12 protein-coding genes and 3 pseudogenes are annotated in these 16,587 nt (G+C 69.5%); 9 read left to right on the top strand and 6 right to left on the bottom strand.

The genetic code is table 11. The features are described 5' to 3' along the window. Positions 1-65 precede the first annotated feature (65 nt). A complete protein-coding gene (locus ACFYOY_RS12465) occupies positions 66-287 on the bottom strand; it encodes a hypothetical protein (RefSeq protein ID WP_351884388.1) in 222 nt (73 codons plus the stop codon). 77 nt (positions 288-364) lie between these two features. On the opposite strand from ACFYOY_RS12465, the pseudogene ACFYOY_RS12460 reads away from it, so the two are divergent. Beyond that, positions 365-947, top strand: a pseudogene (locus ACFYOY_RS12460) (hypothetical protein). 333 nt (positions 948-1,280) lie between these two features. Further along, positions 1,281-1,946, top strand: coding sequence for a TetR family transcriptional regulator (locus tag ACFYOY_RS12455; RefSeq protein WP_351884391.1), 666 nt, complete (start codon positions 1,281-1,283; stop codon positions 1,944-1,946). Between the two features lie 57 nt (positions 1,947-2,003). Here the strand turns inward: ACFYOY_RS12455 and ACFYOY_RS12450 are convergent, their stop codons facing one another. Continuing rightward, complete coding sequence (locus ACFYOY_RS12450; RefSeq protein ID WP_388586436.1) at positions 2,004-4,565, bottom strand: PA14 domain-containing protein; 2,562 nt, start codon at positions 4,563-4,565, stop codon at positions 2,004-2,006. A gap of 252 nt (positions 4,566-4,817) precedes the next feature. On the opposite strand from ACFYOY_RS12450, the gene ACFYOY_RS12445 reads away from it, so the two are divergent. From ACFYOY_RS12445 to ACFYOY_RS12430, 4 genes and pseudogenes are all read left to right on the top strand, one after another. After that, positions 4,818-5,561 carry an SDR family NAD(P)-dependent oxidoreductase gene (locus ACFYOY_RS12445; protein WP_388586434.1) on the top strand — a complete coding sequence of 248 codons (744 nt, stop codon included), beginning with the start codon at positions 4,818-4,820 and terminating at the stop codon, positions 5,559-5,561. A 270-nt stretch (positions 5,562-5,831) separates the two neighbouring features. Further along, positions 5,832-6,287 (top strand): lamin tail domain-containing protein, encoded by a 456-nt coding sequence (locus ACFYOY_RS12440; protein ID WP_351884400.1) that lies wholly within the window; start codon positions 5,832-5,834, stop codon positions 6,285-6,287. A 498-nt stretch (positions 6,288-6,785) separates the two neighbouring features. Next, positions 6,786-6,905: pseudogene (locus ACFYOY_RS12435) on the top strand (ATP-binding protein); the annotation flags it as partial. Positions 6,906-7,318: 413 nt separating this feature from the next. Continuing rightward, entirely contained in the window at positions 7,319-8,311 is a 993-nt protein-coding gene (locus ACFYOY_RS12430; RefSeq protein WP_388586431.1) for an aldo/keto reductase, read from the top strand. 34 nt (positions 8,312-8,345) lie between these two features. Here the strand turns inward: ACFYOY_RS12430 and ACFYOY_RS12425 are convergent. After that, positions 8,346-8,474, bottom strand: a pseudogene (locus ACFYOY_RS12425) (GrpB family protein); the annotation flags it as partial. 264 nt (positions 8,475-8,738) lie between these two features. Then, complete coding sequence (locus tag ACFYOY_RS12420; protein ID WP_351884746.1) at positions 8,739-9,224, bottom strand: hypothetical protein; 486 nt, start codon at positions 9,222-9,224, stop codon at positions 8,739-8,741. Between the two features lie 216 nt (positions 9,225-9,440). Between ACFYOY_RS12420 and ACFYOY_RS12415 the strand changes: the two genes are divergently transcribed. Then, a complete protein-coding gene (locus ACFYOY_RS12415; RefSeq protein WP_351884749.1) occupies positions 9,441-11,855 on the top strand; it encodes a glycosyl hydrolase family 65 protein in 2,415 nt (804 codons plus the stop codon). A gap of 42 nt (positions 11,856-11,897) precedes the next feature. On the opposite strand, the gene ACFYOY_RS12410 is transcribed toward ACFYOY_RS12415, so the two are convergent. Beyond that, positions 11,898-13,169 carry an SLC13 family permease gene (locus ACFYOY_RS12410; protein ID WP_351884406.1) on the bottom strand — a complete coding sequence of 424 codons (1,272 nt, stop codon included), beginning with the start codon at positions 13,167-13,169 and terminating at the stop codon, positions 11,898-11,900. A gap of 233 nt (positions 13,170-13,402) precedes the next feature. On the opposite strand from ACFYOY_RS12410, the gene ACFYOY_RS12405 reads away from it, so the two are divergent. Further along, on the top strand, positions 13,403-14,113 hold the full coding sequence (locus ACFYOY_RS12405; RefSeq protein ID WP_351884409.1) for a FadR/GntR family transcriptional regulator: 711 nt from the start codon (positions 13,403-13,405) through the stop codon (positions 14,111-14,113). Between the two features lie 131 nt (positions 14,114-14,244). Next, positions 14,245-15,438 (top strand): S1 family peptidase, encoded by a 1,194-nt coding sequence (locus tag ACFYOY_RS12400; RefSeq protein WP_351884412.1) that lies wholly within the window; start codon positions 14,245-14,247, stop codon positions 15,436-15,438. 68 nt (positions 15,439-15,506) lie between these two features. Here ACFYOY_RS12400 and ACFYOY_RS12395 read toward each other — a convergent pair whose 3' ends face one another. Then, positions 15,507-16,511, bottom strand: a complete 1,005-nt coding sequence (locus ACFYOY_RS12395; RefSeq protein ID WP_351884415.1) for a multicopper oxidase domain-containing protein — start codon at positions 16,509-16,511, stop codon at positions 15,507-15,509. Positions 16,512-16,587: the final 76 nt, after the last annotated feature.

The following is a 16,587-nucleotide window of genomic DNA, read 5'->3' as shown; positions in this document are numbered from 1 at the left end:
TCGGAGCGCGGCCGGTCCACGTCAGGTGCCGCAGCAGTGTCGCATAAATTTGTGTAACTGGTACGTCAAATATAGCCGCCGCTCTCGCCCGTCGGCTCCGCGGCCACGCCGCGGTAGATCTCCCGCAGTTCACGCTTGAGGATCTTGTCGCTGGGGTTCTTCGGCAGCGCCTCGGCGAGCCGGACGAACTTGGGCACCTTGAACGCCGCGAGCCGCTCCCGGCAGTGCGCGAGGATCTCCTCCGCGCTCACCTCCCGCCCCGGTTTGGCCACCACCACCGCGGTCACCGGATTCCCGGAGGATGCCCCGGCCTTCGGGCCGGGGAGCAATCCGGTTTCCCGCGTAGCGGGGCAGGAGAAGCCGGATCGCCGCCGGGCGGTCCGGGGTCCGCCAGGGGAGAACTGAGGGCGTTCTGCTGGCGGAGTGGGACCGGTGCCGGTGGATCTGGAACGAATGCGTCGCCAACTCCGAGGCCGTGCATCAGCGCAGCAAGACGACCGGCGAGAAGCTGACGCGCGGTCCGGCCCAGCTCGACAGGATGCTGACGCAGGCCCGGCGTAGCACTCCTCGGCTTGCGGAGGGCGCGAGTGTTCCGCAGCAGCAGGTGATCCGCGATTTTTCCACGGCGCGGGCCAAGGCCTTGAAGGACGTCAAGGATCGGCTGCCGGTGCGCCGCCGGGCGGGAATGCCGCGCTCAGCGGATGATGGCCCGGCGCCGCCGCCGGAAGGGACAAGCACAGTCCAAGGGCTACCGGACCGCCCAGGCGCAGGCGGTGAAGCTGCACAAGAAGATCACCCGGCATCGAACCTGTGCTTGCACCGTGTGCAGAGCCGTATCCCCTCGGGATAAGAACTCCGCCCGCGTGATGCTGGTCCGGGCTGGCCTGAACCCGGACGGTGCTGAGGGCGTAAGACCGCCTGGACCGCTGGTCCGGACGGCGGCCTGAGCCGTAAATCCCCACTCGACCCGAGGGCTGGAATCCCCTCCCCTCAGGGAGGGAGCAGTCAACGCCTCGATCCAGTACGGATGCCGCACCCCGGACACCGCGGCTTCCGTGACCGCCGGATGGACATGTCCTCCACCTCGCGCCCCGAAGACGCACGGGCGGATCGGATGCGGTCATCGTCAGATCTCCCGGGGGTCCGGACGGGCCGGACGGGTCGTCATCCCGGCACGGCGTGGGATGGCGTCCACGGCCTTGGACGGCTACGAGCGGCACCCGAGCCGACTTGCGTAGCCTTGGGGCCTGGCACGACGGGGGCGAGCGAAAGGACACCGGATGGCCGGGACCGCGGAGGGGACCGTCCGCAGGGGACGCGGGCGCCCGCCCCGCCTGTCGCGCGAGCAGATCGTCCGCAGCGCCGCCGAGCTGGCGCTCCGCGAGCCGGAGGCCGCGCTGACCGTCAAAAGGGTCGCCGAGGCGGTCGGTTCCGCCCCCATGGCGCTCTACCGCTACTTCCCCGACCGCGACGATCTCCTCCAGGCCGTGGCCGACCGGGTCCTGGCCGAGACCCAGCACAAGGACCCGCCGGGGGAGACCTGGCAGGAGCGGCTGCGCGCCTGGATGCACAGCAGCCGCGACTATCTGCTGCCCCACCGCCAGTTGCTCCCCTATATGGCCGCCACCCAGCAGCCCGCCCGGATCTCCTCCCTGGTGACCCTGACCCGGATGCTGCGCCCCCTGCGGCTGACCGAGGACGATCTCGCGCTGGCGGTGACCCTCATCGGCTCCACCGTCATCGGCCACGCGGTCTACGAGACCCACCGCGGCCCCGTCTCCGCCCGCAAACTGGACGCCCTGAGCGAGGCGCTGGCCCTCTACCCCCAGGAGGAGCGGGAAGCGGTCGCCCCGCTGCTGTCGAGACTGCCGCGGGCGCAGAGCAGGCTGTACGACGTGGTGGTGGACCGTACGGTCGCCGCCATCGAGGCGCTGGCGACGGAATGACCCGCCCCGGGGCTGCCGCGCCCCGGAACGGGCCACCACCCTTGCCGAGCCGTGAACTTACGTGGTGCACTCCATGGACGCCGGGTCCGCCGCGTCGCGGATCAGCGCCTGATGGGCCTGGCGCAGCCGCTCCACGTCGGGCTTGATCTCCTTGCGGTCATAGGTGAGAAGCCCGTTGAGCTCGCCCTCCACATCCGTGATCTGGGTGTAGACGGCCCCGCTGCTGCCGTTGCACGCGACCAGCTCGCGCACCTTGTCCAGCAGCTTCAGATACTCCCCGGTGTACTGGTCCTTGTCCACGCCGACATAGGTGTGCTGCACGGGCCAGGCATGCCCCGGTATGGCCAGGCCCAGGCCGCCGTATTCACCGGTGACGCCCGCCCGTGTGGCGTCGGGGCGCGGATCGCCCGGTCCCGGGTAGGCGTGGATATCGGCGAGGTCGCCGTTGCCGGTGTCGTTCCAGCCGCTGGCGCCGTCGATGAGCCGGGTGGGGTCCCAGCCCTTGGCGAGCTCGGGCACCTTCGGGCCGCCGTACTGGCCCCAGCTCTCGTTGAAGGTGACCCAGATGGCGATCGACGGACTGCTGATGTGCTGGTCGATCATCCGCTTCATCTCGTGCTCGTACTGCGCCTGCGCCTTCTCGGACGGGGTGACCGTGTTCATGGCGGGCATGTCCTGCCACACCATCAGGCCCAGTCGGTCGGCCCAGTAGTACCAGCGGTCGGGCTCGACCTTGATGTGCTTGCGCACCGAGTTGAAGCCCATGCGCTTATGCATCTTCAGGTCGTACGCGAGGGCCTCGTCGGTGGGTGCGGTGTGCAGCCCGTCGGGCCAGAACCCCTGGTCGAGGGTGGCCATGGAGAAGATCGGCTTTCCGTTGAGCACCGTGCGCTTCTTGCCGTCCACCTCCTTGACGGCGATGCTCCGCATGCCGAAATAGCTCTCCACCCGGTCCGCCGAGGCCCCCCGGCCGACCGTGACCTTCAGCTGGTACAGATGCGGATCGTCGGGGGACCACAGATGCGGCGAGGGCACGGGGACGGTCAGCGGCTTCCCGGTGCGGCCGGTGGCGGTGCCGACCACGCGCCGTCCGTCATAGGCGGTCGCGGTGACCGGGACGCCGTCCCGCACCCCGCGGACCTCGGTGGTGAGGGCCTGGCCGGGGACGTCCGGGGTCAGCTTGAGGGTGTCCACGTGGTCGGTGGCGACCGGCTCCATCCAGACGGTCTGCCAGATGCCCGAGGAGGGGGTGTAGAAGATGCCGCTGGGGTCGAGACGCTGCTTGCCCATCGGCGGGTTCTCGCCGTCGGCCGCGTCCGTCGGGTCGTAGACGCCGACGATCAGCTCCTGGGTGCGGCCCGGCCGCAGGGCGTCGGTGACATCGGCGCTGAACCGGTCGTAGCCGCCGCGGTGGTCGGCCACCCGGGTGCCGTTGACGTACACCTCGGCCTGCCAGTCGACGGCGTCGAAGTTCAGCCGCAACCGCTTTCCGTCGCCGACCTTCCAGTCGGCCGGCACGGTGAACGTCCGCCGGTACCACATGCGGTCCTCGTGGCGCTCCACGCCGGAGAGCTTGGACTCCACCGGGTACGGCACCAGGATCCGCTCCTTGAGCCGCTGTCCGACGGGGGGCTTCTCCCCCTCCTTCGCGGCGGCGAACTGCCAGCTGCCGTTGAGGTTCCGCCACTGATCGCGGGTCAGTTGGGGGCGCGGGTACTCGGGGTGGGCGTTGTCGGGTCCGACGTCCTTGGCCCAGGGAGTGCTCAGCTGATACGTCGACGTGTTGCCGCCGAAGGACACATACGGCTCGATGGCACCGTCGCCGTCCTCCAGACCGCCCTCGCCGTCATAGCGCACAACGGCCTCGCCGCCGCGGCCGACCACCGGCTCCTTCAGGGCGAGCAGCAGCCTGGACGGGTCGGAAGCGTCCAGCCGGGCGCGCCCGAGCGGCCAGGCCGCGCCGCCGATGACGGCGGTGAGATGCGACGTCAGGTCGGCCGGGGGAGTGGTCAGGGGCTGGGCGAAGTCCAGCAGCAGCGTGCGGCCGTCGGGCTGGACGGCGCTGGCCACCGGGCCGTCGTAGTCGAAGTCGGCGGGCAGCCGGAAGGCGGACGCGGGCACGGGCGCCTTGGCCGCGCCCGGCGGGGTCCAGGACAGATGGAGGTTGGAGCCGCCGTAGTGCTCGAAGTACTCGACCTTGATGTCGTACGCCTTGCCCGCGGTGAGCTCGACGGGCTGGGAGGTCTGCTCCTTGTCCCAGTCGTCCACCCAGTGGTCGATGACCGGCTTGCCGTCGATCCACAGCCGGAAGCCGTTGTCGCCGGTGATCGAGAAGGTGTGCGCACCGGAGCGCTCCGGTGTGATCTGGCCGGTCCAGCGGACGCTGACGTCGTCGGACCGTCCGGTGGTGGCCTGCAGCCGCGGCTCCAGATTGTCGAAGTCCAGGGCGGTGTCGAGGCTGGTGGCCTTCAGCTCGTGGAAGTCGAAGGCCCCCGCGGCGGACTGGAGGTAGTAGTCGCCACGGAGGCCCTGGACGACCGGGGAGTCGTCGGAGGGGGTGTCGGCCGCGGCCGGACCTGGACCGGTCAGCAGACCGAGCGCGCCAAGCGCCAAGGCCACGGTCGCGACCACGGATCTGGCGAAAGATGAACGAAAACGCACATGTCCTCCTTGCTGGAACAGCTACTGAGGCTGTTGCTGGGACAAGTGGGGCGCCGCCATTGCGCCATCCCCAACAGAACCTGTCAATAGTGAACGCAAGGCAACAGCCTGCCTGTTGGGTACCGAGTCTTGACGAGAATGCGCTTTCTCCCTAGCGTGCGGTTCATAGATGTGACTGAAATTCAACAAGCTGCACGGAGGAGGCCCGTGATGGGGCGACGGATCGTGGTGTCGGGCGGCGGTACCGGCATAGGACTGGCGGCCGCGGAGACCTTCGCCGCCGAAGGGGACCGGGTGGTCATCCTCGGGCGCCGCGCCGAGGTGCTGCGCACGGCGGCGGACAAGCTCAACGCCGCCTACGGCCCCGACCTGGTCACCTGGACCAGCGCGGACCTCAGCGACCCCGAGCAGACCCGGCGCGCCGCCGAGTTCATCACGGCGGACGGCGGGGTGGACGTCGTCGTCACCAACGCCGGAGGCAATGTGGCGGCCTCCAACGACGGCACCCTCGAAGGCATCGCCGACCAGTACCAGCGGAACTTCGCGGCCAACGTGCTGACCGCCGTGCTGCTCACCGAGGCGCTGTTGCCCCACCTCACCCGGCCCGGCGGCCGGATCGTCCATCTGTCCTCGGTCGCGGCGCTGCGCGGCCCCGGATCGTACGGCGGCACCAAGGCCGCGCTGCACACCTACACCTTCGAGTTGGCCAAGCGGCTCGGCCCGGAGGGCGTCACCGCCAACGCGGTGGCCCCCGGCTATGTCGAGGAAACCGAGTTCTTCGGCGACCGCGGCACGCCCGAGTTCATCGCCCAGCAGATCGGGCAGACGCTCACCGGACAGCCCGGGACGCCCGTCGAGATCGCGGCCGCCATCCGCTATCTGGCCTCCCCGGAGGCCGCGTATGTCACCGGCCAGGTCCTGCACATCAACGGGGGCGCGCAGTTCGGCCGCTGACGCCGCCTCATCCGCGGCGGCAGCCCCGGGCCGGACAGAGCCGCGGATCGGTTCCGCGCTAGGGCCATACGGCCCTGGAGCAAGGGCCGCGCAGCCCTGCCACCGCGTTCAGCCGTGGTCCACTCTGGTCCTCCACACAGGTGGGGGGAAGACGGACGGACGGCCGCACCGAAGGAGTCAGCTCGCTGACTCCAAACCATCTTCGGGCGCGGCCGCCCGTCCGTCCTGCGTTACCACTGCTTCACCATGCACGACGCAAGGGGGGACCTCATGTCCGCATACACCGCCCGCATCGGCGCGGCGCTCGCCGCCGGCTGCGCGATCGCCCTGCTGTACCCGGCGACACCCGCCGGTGCCGCGGGCTCCGTACACCTTTCCAAGATCTACTACGACTCTCCCGGGACGGACAACCGGAGCACCTCCAGCCTCAACGGTGAGTACGTGCAGATCAAGAACTCCACCTCGCGCGGGGTCAGCCTCAAGGGCTGGGTGCTCGTCGACGCGAGCAACCACAAGTACACCTTCCCGACCTACACCCTCGGCGCGGGCAAGACCGTGACCGTCCGGACCGGCATCGGCTCCGACACCTCGGCCACCAAGTACCAGGACCGGCGGGCCTACGTCTGGAACAACGATGCCGACAAGGCCACCCTCCGCAAGACCGGCGGCTCCACGGTCGACACCTGCTCGTACAACAGCAGCCGGGTCGACTACAAGATCTGCTGAGCGCCCGCCGCGCGGGGGCGCGGTTTTGTCGTCCGAATCCGGCACCACTTGTCGCTCGGGGCTGAGAACGCCTGGTTTCGCCGGAGGGCGATGTCTGTGAGTTCTGGCAACGCCTGGGGGCTTGCGGTGGGAGCATTGACGTGCTCTGCAGGATGAGGCTGCGATGGCGCCACCGAAGTCCAAGGTCGACTTGTACGCGGCGATCCGCCGTGACGCTCGGGCAGGGATGTCGTACCGGGCCTTGATGCGTGAGTACGGAGTCGGATTCCGCACGGCCAAGGCCGCGTTGGAGTCGGTCTGGCCGCAGCCGCGGAAGAAGCCGCGGCCGCGCGGGACCCGCCTGGATGCCTACAAGCCGTTGATCGACGAGATGCTCCGGGCGGATCTGGATGCTCCGCGCGAGCAGCGTCACCGCAGTCCCACCGGCCGGGGGCCGAGGCGGAGGTGGACTTCGGCGACGTGAAGGTACGCCTGGCCGGTGAGCAGGTCACCTGCTGCAACGGGAACGTCGACGCTGCGGTCATCCACACTCTGGCGACCTGTGAGTGGGTCAAGAAGGGCTTGCCGCTCTGCCTGATCGGCGACTCGGGCACCGGCAAGTCCCACCTGTTGATCGCGCGGCCCGAGGGCAGGACGCCGCCGCGAACTGATCCCTTCTGGCGCACCGCCGTGACCGGACCTTCTCCCAGGCTTGGGTGTGCAGTCAGACAACTCACCTGGTTTACAGGGGTGTGACCGAGATGCGCGTCGAAGGAGAAAGGGGATGGCCTTAACCCGGCGCCCACCCGACGCGACAGCCGGGCCCTCGCCCTGCCCAGACACCGAAAACCCGCACAACAAGCCGAAGAGGGACTGTCAGCAGGCTGACGGCCCCTCACGAAAGATCGAGGTTAGGCAAGGGGGGTTCTCTCAGTACCTGTATCACGAGGGTCTCCCTGCCGGCCGCGAGCCCTGCTTAACCTGTGGTCGGTTCCCGGCTGAACGCAGGGAAAGCAATGGGCCAGATGGTCTTTTCTGAAGGAGTATCTCTAGTGCAAAAGCGCAAACTTGGACAGCAACTCGAAGTCTCGGCCCTGGGGCTCGGCTGCATGGGCATGAGCTTCTTCTACGGTGCGCCCCCGAACCCAGCCGAGATGACGAAGCTGCTGCGGGCGGCAGTTGACCGCGGCGTGACTTTCTTTGACACCGCCGAAGTCTATGGCCCTTTTATCAATGAGGAGCTAGTCGGTCAGGCGCTGGCGCCGGTGCGCGACCAGGTGGTGATAGCCACCAAGTTCGGTATCAAGCACGGCGAACACGGGCCGACCCCGATATCGGGGGTCGATAGCCGACCCGAGCAGATCCGCCGAGTAACTGAGGCCTCGCTCACGCGTCTTAAAACCGAGTGCATTGACCTGCTCTATCAACACCGCGTCGATCCCGACGTGCCCATTGAAGACGTGGCCGGCACGGTAAAAGAGCTGATTTCCGAAGGTAAGGTCAAGCACTTCGGTTTGTCGGAGGCCGGCGCGACGACGATTAGCCGCGCCCACGCTGTGCAGCCTGTGGCGGCGCTGCAAAGTGAATACTCGCTCTGGATGCGAGAGCACGAGGCCGATATTATTCCGACCTTGGAGAAGCTGGGCATTGGTCTGGTGCCCTACAGTCCGCTCGGGAAGGGCTATCTGACCGGCAAAATCGATTCCAGCACGTCGCTGGCCGACGGCGATCTGCGCCGCTCCCTGCCGCGCTTTACGCCTGAAGCACGACAGGCTAATCAGGCACTGGTCGAGTTGCTCCAGCAGATTGCCGACGACAAGGGAGCTACGCCGGCTCAGATCGCCCTCGCCTGGGTGCTGGCGCAGAAGCCGTGGTTCGTGCCGATCCCCGGCACCACCAAGCTGCACCGCCTAGAAGAGAACCTAGGTGCACTCGACGTCGAGCTGACGCCCGGTGACCTGCAGCGTATCGAGGAGACCGCGGCCCAAATTCATATCCAGGGCGGGCGCGTTCCCGAGCAGTTGAAGTCACTGTTCGGCCGCTAACCCGCTCGAATTCTGCACCGCCCTCCGGGATCGAGGTCGAACCGGCATGGTCGACGCGCACTGCCTTGACGCCAAGCACTGCGACGATCAGCGTGCGCTCACCGGCGAATCTCTGCGGCCAAGCCGGGTCGGAGGCTACGACCTTGATTTCGCGCTTCTCCACTCCACCGATCAGCTCCACGGTTGCGATCGAATCGATCGGGCATCCGGAAGGGTTTAGACACAGACCCGCGACCTGAATAGAGGGTAATAACCTTCTTCAACGAAAGATGCGGCCACGGAACCGTTCAGCTGGCCGCCGTGTTCTTCTGGTTTCGGGTGTGAGCGAGGCGGTAGGAGTGGGTGCTGTACCGATGTTCCCCGAGGCCGGACGTAAGCACTCAAGATCATCCCGTTGCCCCTTTGACGCGTATCTCGGTCACACCCCCTACAGGTCGGCCACGACAAGCCGGTAGCCGACATCGAGTTCTTCGCGATCGAGCAGGTCGTCATGGCGTTGGTGCCACCGGCCGGAGGACAGGTCCTCGGACAGCCGGGCCAAGCCCGGCTGGAGGACTTCGTCCCGGGCCTGGGCGAACAACGAGATACCGGCCCGGACCTGCGGATCGAGGTACGCCTCGGGTCGGCGCCAGAAGGCAGCGAGAAATCCGTCGGTGCAGTCGTACGGGATAGGGATCGACTCCGCGGATGCCTCCAGAGCCCGCGCGGATCCGGCCGGACGCTGAGCGATCATCACCGAGCTGGGTTCAACAGCCACCACCGTGTGTGACGGTTGGTAGGAGCCGGTGCCGGCTCCCACGTTGATCACAGTGCCGGCACCACCGAGGGCTTGATAGATCCTGTCGGCGATTCGGGGGTCCGGTCGCCGGGTGTCAGCGTAGGTCGCACCGATGCTGTTGTAAGTCGCCCACACCGCACAGTATGCGCTTCCTGCCGGCACCGGGAAGCGCTCGCAGCGTTGTCGGTTCTCATCGACATTTTCGAGCTGTTTGATCGCCAACTGCTACCCGAAACCGTCGACAAACGTTGCTCGCTTCCACTGACAAAACCAGGGGCGCGGCGCAGCCGGTGAAGTCCCGCGGCCCGGACGACAATGGGGGTGTCGAGGGAGGAGAGCCGGTGAGTGGCCGTGGCGGACTGGGTATGGGAGTACGAGGGCTATGAGCCCGGCGAGGAGCGGCTGCGCGAGTCGCTGTGCACGCTCGGCAACGGCTATCTCGCCACCCGGGGCGCGGCCTCCGAGGCGGCCGCCGATGAGACGCACTACCCGGGCACCTATGTGGCGGGCTGCTACAACCGGCTGACGTCGGTGATCGGCGGACGGCAGGTCCAGAACGAGGACCTGGTCAACCTGCCGAACTGGCTCCCGCTGCGCTACCGCGTCCACGACCCGGAGCGGCCCGCCGGCACCGGCGGCTGGCTCACACCCGACGGGGCCGAGCTGACCGGCTACCTGCAGACCCTCGACCTCCGGCACGGCACCCTCCTGCGGCGGCTGCGGTACACCGACCGGCACGGCCGGGTGCTCCACGTCGAGCAGGAGCGGCTCGTCCACATGGGCGATCCGCACCTGGCGGCGATGCGCATCACCTTCCGGGCCGAGGGCTGGTCCGGCACCGTCGACCTGGAGTCGGGGCTCGACGGTGCCGTGGCCAACACCGGTGTGGCCCGCTACGCCGCGCTGTCCGGCCGCCATCTCATCGACCGGCGCACCGGCGCCGCGGGCCCCGACACCGTATGGCTGAGCTGCCGCACCACCACCTCCGAGGTGCGCGTGGCCATGGCCGCGCGCACCCGGACCGTCCGTGGCGCGCCCACCGGCAGCGGGCAGCGGCTCACCGAGAGCGCGGTGATGCGCACCCTGACCGTGCCGGTCGCGCCGGACGCCCCGGTCATCGTCGAGAAGACCGTGGCGGTGTACACCTCCAAGGACCCCGCGATGAGCGATCCGACCCAGGCCGCCCTCGACGCAGTGGCCCAAGCGCCGGAGTTCGGCAAGCTGCTCGCCTCCCACCACACCGCATGGGAACACCTGTGGCGCGAGGCGGCGTTGGAGGTCCCCGGCGAGGCGGGCCACATCCTGCGGCTGCACCTGTTCCACATCCTGCAGACGCTCTCGCCGCACACCGCGGAACTGGACGTGGGCGTCCCGGCCCGCGGCCTCCACGGTGAGGCGTACCGCGGCCATGTCTTCTGGGACGAGCTGTTCGTGCTGTCGTATCTGAACCTGCACTTCCCCGAGGTGTCCCGGGCCCTGCTGCACTACCGCCACCGGCGGCTGCCCCAGGCGTGCCGCGCCGCCGCGGACACCGGTCGGGCGGGGGCGATGTACCCGTGGCAGAGCGGCGGCGACGGGCGTGAGGAGACCCAGACGCTGCATCTGAACCCGCGCTCCGGCCGCTGGCTGCCGGACCACTCCCGGCTGCAGCACCATGTGGGCTCGGCGGTGGCGTACAACGTGTGGCAGTACTGCCAGGCCAGCGGCGACACCGACTTCCTGTACACCAAGGGCGCCGAGATGCTGGTGCAGATCGCCCGCTTCTGGGCGGACACCGCCGTTCTGGATCCGGACCACGGGCGGTACCGCATCCGCGGGGTGGTCGGGCCCGATGAGTACCACGACGGCTATCCCGGCACCGACCGCCCCGGGATCGACGACAACGCGTACACCAACGTCACCGCCGCCTGGGTGCTCGACCGGGCCCTGGAACTGGCCCGCACCCTGCCCGAGCCGCGCCGCCGCGAGCTGTTCGAGCGGGTGGGCCTGGACCGCGCGGAGCCGGAGCGCTGGGAGGACGTCTCACGGCGGCTGCTGGTCCCCTTCCACCGGGGCGTCATCAGCCAGTTCGAGGGCTACGGGGAGCTGGCCGAACTCGACTGGGACGGCTACCGCGCCCGCTACGGCGACATCCGCCGGCTGGACCGGATTTTGGAGTCCGAGGGCGACTCGGTCAACCGCTATCAGGTCTCCAAGCAGGCCGACGCGCTGATGCTCGGCTACCTCTTCGCCCCCGCCGAGCTGTCGGGTGTCTTCCGGCGGCTCGGATACGCCCTGGACGACGACGTCTGGCGGGCCACCGTGGCGTACTACCTGCCCCGGACCAGCCACGGCTCGACCCTCAGCGAGTTGGTGCACGGCTGGGTGCTGGTGCGGGCGCGCCGGGCCGAGGCGTGGCGGCACTGCCAGGAGGCGCTGCTCGGCGACGTGGCGGACGTCCAGGGCGGCACCACCGGCGAGGGCATCCACCTCGGCGCCATGGGCGGCACCCTCGATCTGGTGCAGCGCGGCCTGACCGGGCTGGAGACCCGCGAGGACGCGCTGTGGCTGGACCCGGTGCCGCTCCCCGAACTGTCCGGGCTGTCGGAGTACCGATTCTCGGTGCGCTATCGCGGCCACTGGGGCGTCGCCCTGCGGGTGCGGGGCGGGAGGCTGTGGATCAGCGTGCCGGACTCGGAGGAGTCCCCGATCGAGGTGCGGCTCGCCGACCGCTCGCTGACCGTCGCCCCGGGGGAATCCCGCTGGGTTCCGCTGCCGCCCGGCTGAACCGGCGGGCTGAACCCCGGATGGGATTCCCCGTCGGCCCGCTCAGCCGAGGCCGGGGACCACCAACGCCAGCCAGACGACCGGGGGCACCGCGACCACCATGATCCCGCCGTAGACCATCAGCTGCCGGAAGAACCGGTCCCGGTCCACATCCGGCGCATTGGCCAGCACCAGCGCCCCGTTGGTCGAGAAGGGGCTGACATCGACGACGGTCGCCGACACGGCGAGGGCCGCGATCATCCCCACCGCGCCGATGTCGCCCTGGGCGAGGAAGGGAACGGCGAGCGGGATCAGCGCGCCCATGATGCCCACCGAGGAGGCGAAGGCGGAGACGATCGCGCCGATGTAGCAGAGAAGCAGGGCGGCGAGCAGCGGAATCCCGATGTCGCTGACCGCCTTGCCCGCGTAGTCGATGGTGCCCATCTCGTCCAGCACCCCGACATAGGTGAGCACACCGCAGATCAGCAGCACGGTGGGCCAGGTGACCTCGTTCACGGCCTTCTTGCCGTGGTCCGGCCAGAAGACGCTCAGGGCCACGGCGAGCGTGATCGAGGTGAGCCCGGCGTCCAGATCGAAGGCGAGCACCGCGACCACCAGCACCACCAGCGCGCTCAGCGTGGCGATACGGGCCGGGGTGAGATGGCCCTCCGCGTCGGCCGGTGCCTCCCCGGCCCCGTCCGCCCGCTCCTCCCCGGCGGCGACGGCGGTCCTGGGGAGCTTCAGCCCGCCGCAGACGACGAAGACGACGGCGGCGATGATCAGGTTGACCACCAGGCTCGCGAGGAACAGCGTGACCTCGTTGCCGGGCAGCTTCTCCCGGTCCACGATGCCGTTGACGATCGAGCCGTAGATGCTGATGGGGGAGAAGCCGCCGCCCTGGGCGCCGTGCACCACCATGGCACCCATCAGCAGCGGGCTGATGCGGTACCGCGCGGCGAAGGAGAGCGCGAGAGGGGCGACGATCGCGACCGCCGCCGGGCTCACCGCCCCGATCGCGGTCAGCACCCCGCTGATCGCGAACATCACCCAGGGGATCAGCGCGACCCGTCCGCCCACCAGCCGGATCGAGGCGTGCACCAGCCAGTCGGTGGTGCCATTGGCGCGGGCGAGGGCGAACAGATAGGTCACCCCCACCAGGACCACGAACAGATCGCCCGGGAACCCGGCGAAGATATGGTCCGCGCTGAAGTCGGCGACCAGCTCGCCCACGCCGAAGGCGGCGGCGAAGGACAGGGCGCCCATGTTGATCGAACGAGTGGTGGCGATGACGAAGACCACCACCAGCACGAGTATCGAGATCAATTCGTCGGACATCGAGCGCTCCCGTCACGGGGACCCGGTCGGCGGACCGGGGACGGTCGGGCCAAGTGGCCTGCTGGCTGACTCACGTTGGGGGCCGGGTGGTTCAGCAGTCAAGACATCGGTGGCACATTGGCTCAGCCAATTGACCAGTGCTCCACCGGTCCGGCAGGACCACCGCACCATCCCTCCACCCGGTGCTACGCTGCGAATCGGGGCCATCACAAACCGCGATGGGGGGAGCCCGTATGGCCGGGGACGCGCTGCGCCCGATGCACCGTCAACGCCTGTACGAGCAGGTGCTGGAGAGGCTGCGCGCCTACGTCGAGGAGGCCGGGCTGCGCGCGGGCGACCGGCTGCCGACCGAGCGCGAGCTGGCCCAGCGCCTCGGCATCAGCCGCGCCTCCGTCAAACAGGCCATCGTCGTCCTCGAGGTGCAGGGGCTCGTCGAGGTGCGCCAGGGCGGCGGTATGTGCCTGCTGCGCGACAGCCTCGACACCGAGCCCGTCGAGCGGCTGGTGGAGCGCCGCCGGAGGCTGCCCGATGTGCTCGACGCCCGCGAGGCGTTGGAGACCAAGCTGGCCGAACTCGCCGCCGAGCGCCGCACCGACGACGACCTCATGGCCCTCCAGCAGGCCCTGATCTGGATGGAGGACGAGATCGAGTCGGGGCGCTACGGCATCGAGGGCGACCGCCGCTTCCACGCCGCCGTCACCGCGGCCGCGCACAGCCCGCTGCTCGGCGAGTTCATGCGCTCGATCGCCGACCAGATCGCCGAGAGCCGTGAGGAGTCGCTGCGCCAGCCCGGCCGCCCCCGGCGTTCGCTCGGCCAGCACCAGAGCATCCTGGACGCCATCGCCGAGCGCCGCCCCAAGGCCGCCGCCGCGGCCATGCGCCGCCATGTCCGTACCGTCGCCCAGGTGCGGCTGCTCAACTGGGACCCGGACGACGCCCCGTGAACCCGCCGCGGCATCCGTTTCCGAGTGTGACCGTTCACGGTCTTGGTCTGGACTTTCCCCCCTGGCTCGCTAGGCTCGGCGCGATCGACACGTGAAAGCGCTCTCACCTGCCGAACCGAAGGGAAACTTCCATGAGACGGAAGCCCGTTGTCCGTGCCGGACTGTCCGCACTCCTCGTCCTCGGTGCCCTCTCGGGCGCCGGCGGGGCCTTCTCGACCGCCGCCGCGGCATCCGGCGCCGACGCTCCCGCGGCGAAGCCCGCCGCCGCGTCGGCGCCGTCCGCCACCCTCGTCCGCGCGCTCGGCCGGGACCTCGGCCTGACCGCGGACCAGGCGCGCGAGCGGCTGACCCAGGAGGCCGCCGCCATGAAGTTGGAGCCCAAGGCCGAGCGCGCCGCGGGTGCCTCCTACGGCGGCTCCTGGTTCGACACGAGCAGCGGAAAGCTGGTCGTCGGCGTCACCAGCGCCGAGCGGGCCGCGTCCGTACGGGCCACGGGCGCCAGCACCCGGATCGTGAAGCACAGCGCCGACGCGCTCGACGCGGCCAAGGCACGCCTCGATGACAAGGCCCGGAAGAAGGCCGCCCCGGCCGGGGTGAGCAGCTGGAGCGCCGACCCCCGCGCGGGCGGCGTCGTGGTCCAGGTCCGCGAGGGCAGCGAGGGCGACGCCGCCGTCCGCGCCTTCCTCCGCGAGGCCAAGCGCTCGTCCTCGGTCCCGGTCACCGTCGAGAAGGCCCCCGCCCAGGCGCCGACGACCTTCGCCGCCGGTACGGTCGGCGGCGACCCGTACTACACCGGCAACGTCCGCTGCTCCATAGGCTTCTCGGTCCAGGGCGGTTTCGTCACCGCCGGACACTGCGGCCAGGCCGGGGGCTCCGTCAGCGGCTGGGACGGCTCGTACATCGGCAACTTCCAGGGCTCCTCCTTCCCCGGCAACGACTACGCCTACGTCAGCGTCGGCAGCGGCTGGTGGACCGTGCCGGTGGTGCTCGGCTGGGGCACCGTTCCCGACCAGCTGGTCCGCGGCTCCGCCGAGGCTCCGATCGGCGCCTCCATCTGCCGTTCCGGCTCCACCACCCACTGGCACTGCGGCACGGTGCTGGCCAAGAACGAGACCGTGAACTACAGCCAGGGCGCCGTGTACCAGATGACCAAGACCAGTGTGTGCGCCGAGGGCGGTGACTCCGGAGGCTCGTTCATCAGCGGCGACCAGGCCCAGGGCGTGACCTCGGGCGGCTGGGGCAACTGCTCCAGCGGCGGCGAGACCTGGTATCAGCCGATCAACGAGATCCTCTCGGTGTACGGCCTGCGGCTGCACACCGCCTGACGCGGCGATACGGCGACAAGACGACGGGGCGGGCCCGGCGGCCCGCCCCGTCGCAATCGTTTCGGCGCCTATCCGTGCTGGTGCGCGGACAGCCGGTGCGGGTCGTGGCCGGGGATGGTGCCATCGGCCTTGGCGACCAGGAACAGCCCGGCCATGCCCATGTCGGAGTGGCTCTGGACATGGCAGTGATACATCCAGGCACCGGCGCCGACGTTCTCCCCGGCGATCACCTGGAAGCCGAAGGAGTCGGCGGGCCCGGTGATCTTGTTGTCGATGATCCGGCTCACATCGTCCGGGCCTGCCAGGAGCCCGGTGCGGTTGTCCGCCCAGCGGTGCCCGTGCATATGGAAGGTGTGGTAGTACTCGCCGTGCGTGATCATGATGATCTCGACGCGGTCGCCCACCGTCGCCCGGAACTCGGGGGCTTCATGCCCCGCCTTGTTATTGATCGTCATGTCGTTGAAGACGATGGTGAACTGCTTGTCCGGCAGGATGTCGCCCGCCCGCCGCACCACCACGGGGCCGTACAGCCCCTTCCGGAGGCCGCCGGTGCCGTGCGGGGTGCCCACCGCGTGGTCGTGGTAGTGCCAGTAGCCCGCGCTGCCCGGCCGCCAGGTGCCGTCGGCGCGCTTGCCCGGGGCGTGGGTGCGCCAGGTGTAGGTGCGGGTGCCGCCCGGCTCCACGGCGCTGCGGTTGAGCTGGGTGCCGTCGCTGGCGACGTCGTAGTCCAGGCCGTGCACATGGAGGCTGGCCGTGACGTCCATGGTGTTCTCGAACTCGATGTGCAGGGTGTCGCCCTCGGTCAGCTCGATCAGCGGACCGGGGATGGTGGCCTTGCCCTTCTCGAGCCCATAGCCCATCTGACCGTCCGGCAGCTTCTCTGCGTAGAGCTTGAGATGGCGGACCGCCCCGCCCGCGGCCGCCGTCCGGACCGCGCCGGACGGGGCCTTCGGCGCCTTCGCGGCGGCGGAGGTGGTGAGGGCCAGCGGTCCGACGGCCGCGGCGGCCGCGCCGCCGGTGAAGAGCCGTCTGCTGAGACCGCGTCTGGAGGTGATGCCGGGTGCGTCGCTCATCGTTCTCCCAAATCGCTGTGGATCCCCTGCCGTTGACGATGCGCAGATGCCCCGGGGTGCTTTCACGGTAGCCGGG

Origin of the sequence: Streptomyces sp. NPDC007875 (genome assembly GCF_042868035.1) — a bacterium.
In the GTDB taxonomy this organism is placed as follows: Bacteria; Actinomycetota; Actinomycetes; order Streptomycetales; family Streptomycetaceae; genus Streptomyces; species Streptomyces antimycoticus.
This window is presented reverse-complemented; position numbering and strand designations above follow the sequence as displayed.